The 6,692-nt window shown below is 35.3% G+C and carries 9 protein-coding genes and 1 riboswitch; of the genes, 1 reads left to right on the plus strand and 8 read right to left on the minus strand.

What is annotated here, in order from left to right:
* Nucleotides 1–311: 311 nt before the first annotated feature.
* The 8 genes from D8M05_RS20360 to D8M05_RS19770 form a co-directional block, all read right to left on the minus strand.
* Nucleotides 312–482, minus strand: coding sequence for a YuzK family famiily protein (locus D8M05_RS20360; RefSeq protein ID WP_183072875.1), 171 nt, complete (start codon nucleotides 480–482; stop codon nucleotides 312–314).
* 183 nt (nucleotides 483–665) lie between these two features.
* Nucleotides 666–1,496 (minus strand): MetQ/NlpA family ABC transporter substrate-binding protein, encoded by an 831-nt coding sequence (locus D8M05_RS19740; RefSeq protein ID WP_121134798.1) that lies wholly within the window; start codon nucleotides 1,494–1,496, stop codon nucleotides 666–668.
* Nucleotides 1,497–1,539: 43 nt separating this feature from the next.
* Nucleotides 1,540–2,208 (minus strand): methionine ABC transporter permease, encoded by a 669-nt coding sequence (locus D8M05_RS19745; RefSeq protein WP_121134800.1) that lies wholly within the window; start codon nucleotides 2,206–2,208, stop codon nucleotides 1,540–1,542.
* Complete coding sequence (locus D8M05_RS19750) at nucleotides 2,198–3,229, minus strand: methionine ABC transporter ATP-binding protein (protein ID WP_121134802.1); 1,032 nt, start codon at nucleotides 3,227–3,229, stop codon at nucleotides 2,198–2,200. The genes D8M05_RS19745 and D8M05_RS19750 overlap by 11 nt, the downstream gene beginning before the upstream one ends.
* A gap of 93 nt (nucleotides 3,230–3,322) precedes the next feature.
* Nucleotides 3,323–3,433, minus strand: a riboswitch (SAM riboswitch).
* A gap of 356 nt (nucleotides 3,434–3,789) precedes the next feature.
* Nucleotides 3,790–4,104: a thioredoxin family protein gene (locus D8M05_RS19755; RefSeq protein WP_121134804.1), complete on the minus strand. Its 315-nt coding sequence runs from the start codon at nucleotides 4,102–4,104 to the stop codon at nucleotides 3,790–3,792.
* Between the two features lie 10 nt (nucleotides 4,105–4,114).
* Nucleotides 4,115–4,477, minus strand: a complete 363-nt coding sequence (locus D8M05_RS19760; protein WP_379542939.1) for a toprim domain-containing protein — start codon at nucleotides 4,475–4,477, stop codon at nucleotides 4,115–4,117.
* Between the two features lie 134 nt (nucleotides 4,478–4,611).
* The gene (gene gcvH / locus D8M05_RS19765) at nucleotides 4,612–4,995 is read right to left on the minus strand and encodes a glycine cleavage system protein GcvH (RefSeq protein ID WP_121134808.1); all 384 of its coding nucleotides are present in this window, start codon (nucleotides 4,993–4,995) and stop codon (nucleotides 4,612–4,614) included.
* 104 nt (nucleotides 4,996–5,099) lie between these two features.
* Complete coding sequence (locus D8M05_RS19770; RefSeq protein WP_121134810.1) at nucleotides 5,100–5,456, minus strand: arsenate reductase family protein; 357 nt, start codon at nucleotides 5,454–5,456, stop codon at nucleotides 5,100–5,102.
* A 249-nt stretch (nucleotides 5,457–5,705) separates the two neighbouring features.
* Here D8M05_RS19770 and D8M05_RS19775 point away from each other — a divergent pair, with 249 nt between their 5' ends.
* The gene (locus tag D8M05_RS19775) at nucleotides 5,706–6,176 is read left to right on the plus strand and encodes a VanZ family protein (RefSeq protein WP_245985550.1); all 471 of its coding nucleotides are present in this window, start codon (nucleotides 5,706–5,708) and stop codon (nucleotides 6,174–6,176) included.
* Nucleotides 6,177–6,692 lie beyond the last annotated feature (516 nt).

Genomic DNA, 6,692 nt, shown 5'->3' on the forward strand with positions numbered 1-6,692 from the left:
GGTATTTGGGTTTTGTAATGCAGTATTACCAAATTAATCTACGATATTACGATTAAGGGGCTAGTTTCGTTCATGATAACTCCTGCAGGAGGAGAGGCCTAGATGAGACACCGTAGTGCGTTAGCACGAAGGGGGCTCATCAGCCGCCTTAAGGTGCGCGAAGTGTGTTTCCGGAACGACGTGCTTCACACAATACTGAATTAAATTAGTCCGAAGTTTATATCAACTACGAAGAATATACATAACAAACATGACGAAAAAGCCTAAAGTTAAAGTGCTGGAACTCTATTCCGAGCACCAGCACTTTTTGTTTATTTATGAATTTGTGCGGTTGCATTTGCAACGACTTCTTTACTCCTCTGATAATCCAAATCGCGCCTTCTTTCAACCTTCATTCGATTAGATAACTTTCTTTCATACTCAGCAAAGTTCATCCCGTGGGCCTGTTCCATGGCCTTCTCCATTTCTTGCGTGTAATTCATAAGTAAAGAATCATCCTTTCAGGAAGTCTATTATAAGGATATCACTTGACAAATAAACTAACAATATGGATTTAAAGGCTTCTCACGGAATAGATTCATATTTATTTCCTTACCACACTCAAAATAGCCCGAATACGTAAAAATATAAAAAATTACAAGTTAATACTTACGAATGCTCGATATTTAACTATTTCCACCAACAGGAATAACTGCACCTTCATAATTTTCAAGGATAAAGTTTTGAATGTCTTCAGATATTAATACTTCTACAAGTTTGTGTAATGCTTCATTGTTAACATCTTCAGACTGAACAGCTATGACATTATAATATTCAGATTCTTCCTCTTCAATAAAGATTGCATCCTCTAATGGATTTAATTCAGCACCAATTGCATAGTTTGTGTTGATTACAACAAGCGCTTCTTCTTCAGAATGATAAAGTTCCGGTAAGAATTCTGGTGCAAAATCATGTGAAAATGTTAAGTTTTTTGGATTCTCAACAATATCATCGATTGTCGCTGCTGATTTTTCTACACTTTCATCTAAAGTAAGCAAACCTTGTTGTTCAAACAAGGATAAGATTCTTCCGTGTTCTGCAATAGAATTACTTAGAATAACTTCTGTACCCTCCGCGATTTCCTCTACACTTTTAATATTTTGAGAGTAAACACCCATCGGTTCAATATGGATTTCACCAATCGATTCAATTTCATATCCAGTATCTGCAATCGTTTGATTTAAGAAAGGAACATGTTGGAAGAAATTTGCATCCAAATCTCCACTCGCTAAATCATCATTTGGTAATACATAATCTTCATAGGGTTCAATTTCTAAAGTGATTCCTTCATCTTCAAGCAACGGAACTGCCTCTTCTAATATTTCTGCATGTGGTACACTAGATGCCCCGACTTTAATTGTTGATGCTTCCTCACCATTTTCTGCATCATTATTGCCACCGCAAGCAGCTAAGAAGCATACAAATAAAATGGAAATAAATGCCAATAACTTTTTCATGTTTATATCCCCTTTTCTTATTTTTATTTGAAAAAAATAGGTGTTATCTTTTATCAATTTTTTTAGAAATAAAGTCACCAATAAATTGGAAAATAAATACAATAATGACAATCAAAATCGTACATAAAAATACTACATCAAAATCTCTACGCATAAAGCCATAATAATGCGCATGATTTCCTAACCCACCTGCACCAATAACACCCGCCATTGCTGTATATCCAATTAAAGCAATCGACGTAACCGTAATTCCAGAAACTAATGCAGGCATCGATTCTGGAAGCAAGACTTTAAAGATAATTGTTCTTGTTTTGGCACCCATTGATTTTGCTGCCTCGACTACACCTTTATCTACCTCAATCAACGCAATCTCTACTAACCTAGCATAGAAAGGAGCTGAACCTAATATCAGAGCAGGCAATGCTGCATTTGGTCCACGAATGGTTCCAACTAAAATTTCTGTAAATGGGAACAAGAGTAGGATTAAAATGATAAAAGGAATTGCTCGGAAAATATTGACGAATGCTGAAATAATTAAGTATAAATACTTGTTCTCCCATATTCCGTTTTTATTTGTAAGATATAACAGCAACCCAAGCAATAAACCGAATATTACGACACCCAATAACGAAAGAATTGTCATATATAATGTTTCTTGTGTCGCTTCTAATAAGTCTTGTGGATCGATATTTGGAAATAAATCAGTTAACATTTTCAATTACCTCCACTTCCGCAGAGGTCTCATCACGTATAAACACAACTGCCTTGTTTATTTCCTCTTCTTCTCCAATCATTTGAACAAACAACGTTCCATAACCACCAGCTTGTGTTTGCGTAATTTTCCCTTGTAAAATATTAATATCAATAGGGAATTTTTTTGCTATTTGGCTGATCAGTGTTTGGTTTGTAGATTCACCGACAAAATGGAGATGGATAAGCTTGCCATCTGTATACATTTCCTGTAAAGACTTTATATCTTCTCCTTCATCAGCTGTTCCCATGACTTGTGCTACAAATTTCTTCGTTACTTGCGCTATTGGGTTCGAGAATACCTCTAACACATTTCCTTGTTCAACCATTTTCCCTTGTTCCATCACTGCCACCTGATGACAGATTTTACGAATTACATGCATTTCATGTGTAATTAGGATAATCGTTAAACCTAGTTTTTTGTTAATGTCCACTAATAGATCTAAAATCGCATTCGTTGTTTCCGGATCAAGTGCTGATGTTGCTTCATCACATAACAACACTTTGGGATTATTAGCCAATGCTCTAGCAATTCCAACACGTTGTTTCTGTCCCCCACTTAATTGTGAGGGATAGGCGTTCTCTCTGCCTGTAAGACCGACTAAATCAATTAGTTCCTGTACGCGTTCTTCTCGTTTGGCCTTTGGTATACCAGCTATTTCTAACGGAAATGCAATATTATCCTTCACAGTCCGCGACCAAAGCAAGTTGAAATGTTGAAAGATCATCCCAATGTCCTGCCTTGCTAAACGAAGTTGATTCGCACTAAGTGTTGTTATCTCTTGCTTATCAATCAATATATCTCCTTGAGTTGGTTCCTCAAGACGATTCAATAAACGGATAAAAGTACTTTTTCCTGCACCACTATATCCAATCACACCAAATATTTCCCCTTCTTTAATATCAAGGGTTAAATTATCTACTGCTGTAAGTTTCTTATTATTGAATGTAAAGACTTTACTTAAACCCTTAATAGATATCACGATGGTACCTCCTTAGATGTCATATATTTGATAAAAGCAAAAACGCCTTTCTGTAAGAGAACAGAAAGACGTCAGAATATGTAGTCTACCGTTCTCTCATCTTTCAGAAGCATTGCTCTGCTGGAATTAGCACCTTTTTCAAACCTAAGTTTGAAGGTTGCCGCGGTATCATAAGGCCAGTCCCTCCACCGCTCTTGATAAGAGAAAATCGTATTAAGTTTTATTGAATACTTGGATTTCATATTAGCATACAGGGATTATACTGTCAATATAATAACGCTACTTTTCCTAATAATTCTTTCGTATTATCTGTTGAAATTTGTATAAACTGCGCAGAAAGTGCACGTCCGATTCCGCTACGGGTAGTACGCCACCTTTAGGCACGGCTTCTGCCCTCCTCGCGGAAAGCGAAGTGTGTTTCCGGAACGACGTGCTTCACACCGAATGAATAAGTTCACTATTTATATCTACTACGTCATAACTATATCTAAAAAAATAGCAACTTACTTTTAGAAAACATCCTTCCAAAGAAAAAGAAATCAGCCAAATTTGCCAATTTCTTAACGCTCTGCAAATAATTCAGGTTTATATTCCATTAAATAGGAATAAATATTTCCAATTGATTTAAATGCATAAACTTTCTCTTTGATCTCATTCTCTCTTTTTATAAATAGACATGGTACACTCTCTACCTTATTTTCTTGCATAAATTCAGGATAAAAAGATGCATTCATTTCATAAAATATTGTTTTATTGTGAATTGATTCGATTTTTTCAAGCATTGCCCTTGCAACACTACAGGTGCCACAAAAAGGCGTATAAATGTATATTATAGCATTTCCTTCTTCTAGTTGTTCGCTTGTTATTTCTTGCAAAAATACCACCCTACAAATTTTTAATTAAAAATACTGGATCCACTGAAAAATGTTTGCTTACTAAAGTAGTAGCAAGAATATGTTCCGGAGTTGTCGCAACCTCCCGATATTCACTACTAACGTAAATATGATCTGCGTGAGGTAATTCTCTAGCAAGCTGCTTTCTTAACTTCAAACCAGACTTATCCTCATCAACTAAAATAAAGACATCCTTCTCATCTAAGTGATAGATCTCTAACAGCTCATCAAATCGTTCAATAGCAAACGTACCATTTGTACAAACAATCGTTACTTCGTCGTTTATGACTTTCTCGATTTGCCGCTTATCAGTCAACCCTTCCACAATGATTACTTTGTCCGAACCCGTAGTCATCATCATACAGCACTCCTTAAGTAAGCAAACAGATGCTTATTTTATTGAAATATTCAATTAATTACAGTATATGATAAAACAAAGGCCAACTATACACATTTTTATAATGTGATGAGTTAGCCTAGATATATACATTAATCTTGTTCTGTTAGCTCTTTATAAGCTGCTGCTGTCAATAGGTTGTCTAGTTCGGACTCATCAGACAATTCTAATACAACCATCCACGCTTTTTCGTATGGAGATTCATTAACGAATTCAGGACTATCTTCTAAATCCTCATTGACCTCGACAACTGTACCACTAACTGGAGCGTATAATTCTGAAACGGTTTTTACCGATTCAACACTTCCAAAAGGTTCATCTGCAGTTAGTGTATCTCCCACCTCTGGAAGCTCAACAAAAACGATATCTCCAAGTTCATCTTGAGCAAAATCTGTAATTCCAATACGTACTTTCTTTTCTTCTTTTTTTACCCATTCATGTTCTTTTGAATACAATAATTCTTCTGGTAAGCTCATCATTACCCCTCCATTATCTTACTTCTATATTCGTGCGTTCATATTAACTATACAATTTAATGGTCTATTTTTAAAGCACTAAAATGACAATGAGTTACCTAGAACTAGAGCCAGTTTTCCTTATACACTTCTTCTTTAAAACCAACAGTCACTTTCTCTCCATCCGTTACGATTGGGCGTTTGATTAATATTCCATCTGTAGCAAGGATTTCAGCCATTTCCTCTGTTGCCAGATCTTTTATTTTATCTTTGATGTTTAATTCTCGATATTTCTTCCCACTCGTATTGAAAAACTTTTTCCCAGGTAATCCGCTTTTCTCAATAAGTGTTAATATTTGCTCCTTTGATGGGACTTCTTCTACAATATGTACTTCATTATATGCAACTTGATTCATATCAAACCATTTCTTCGCTTTTTGACAAGTACCACATTTTGGGTACCAGTAAAATGTAAGTGCCACTTTTATTCCCTCCAATACGTTGTTTAAAAGTATTTTATCATGATTAAGGATTTGTACCAACCTATTGAATTCACATGATAATCACTATACTATTAATCATAGAGATTGGAGAGGTTTACTTTGGGGTATCTGAGTACTTTACCGTTTCTTGAGATTCTATTAACACTTTTTGTATATAGTATTGGAAGATATATCTATTTAAAAAGAAACGCACGATACATACATTTTGCTCGCGAAATAATCTATTTATTGCTTTTAGCTTATACAATATCCATCTTCCATTTAACTATCCTCTCTTCTATTAGTGGAATACGAAGGGAATGGATTGGAATGAACCTAATTCCATTTCAAACAATTAGGAGTTATATTAATCTATATCTGGAAGGAGAATTACATAACGCAAGTGTAAACATAATCGGAAATATTGTGGTTTTCATTCCATTAGGTTGTTTACTCGTTCTACTCGATCCAAAAATATTATTTAAAAAAATATTTGTTATTGGATTTCTATTTTCATTCGTTATAGAGATTCTTCAGCTACTACTTTCTATCATGAAAATCCTTTCACGTAGTTTTGATGTTGATGATTTATTTTTGAACACGGTTGGTGTATTAATAGGGTATTTACTAGTTAGTGGTGTACGGTTCTTGGTGAAGCTTATCCACAAAACAATCTTCTTGAAGACACCTTTAGAAAAGTCAAAAGAGGTAAGAAAGTAATATACTGCTTTCTCGGTGGAGAAGAGTCTGAATTGCAGTAGGCTTTTCTCGTCGAGATTAGTTCTGGAGATATATCTTCTCTTCTCGGGATATTTGCTTTCTTCTCGGGATATTTGCTTTCTTCTCAGGATATATGCTTTCTTCTCGGGATTTATGCTTTCTTCTCGGGATATATCCTTTCTTCTCGGGATATATGCTTTCTTCTCGGGATTTATGCTTTCTTCTCGGGATATATGCTTTCTTCTCGGGATATATGCTTTCTTCTCGGGATTTATGCTCCCTTCTCGGGATTTATGCTCCCTTCTCGGGATTTATGCTTTCTTCTCGGGATTTATGCTTTCTTCTCGGGATATATGCTTTCTTCTCGGGATATATGCTTTCTTCTCGGGATTTATGGATTAAGCCCGTATAATTGTGTAAAAAGAAAAGGGCCAATCATCAACCCCATGTTACAATGTTTTTAACCACAAAAATATCGTAATAGGAGGAATTGATGATGACCCAACTTAATTTTAC

The sequence above is a fragment of the Oceanobacillus bengalensis genome (assembly GCF_003628445.1).
GTDB lineage: Bacteria > Bacillota > Bacilli > Bacillales > Amphibacillaceae > Oceanobacillus > Oceanobacillus bengalensis.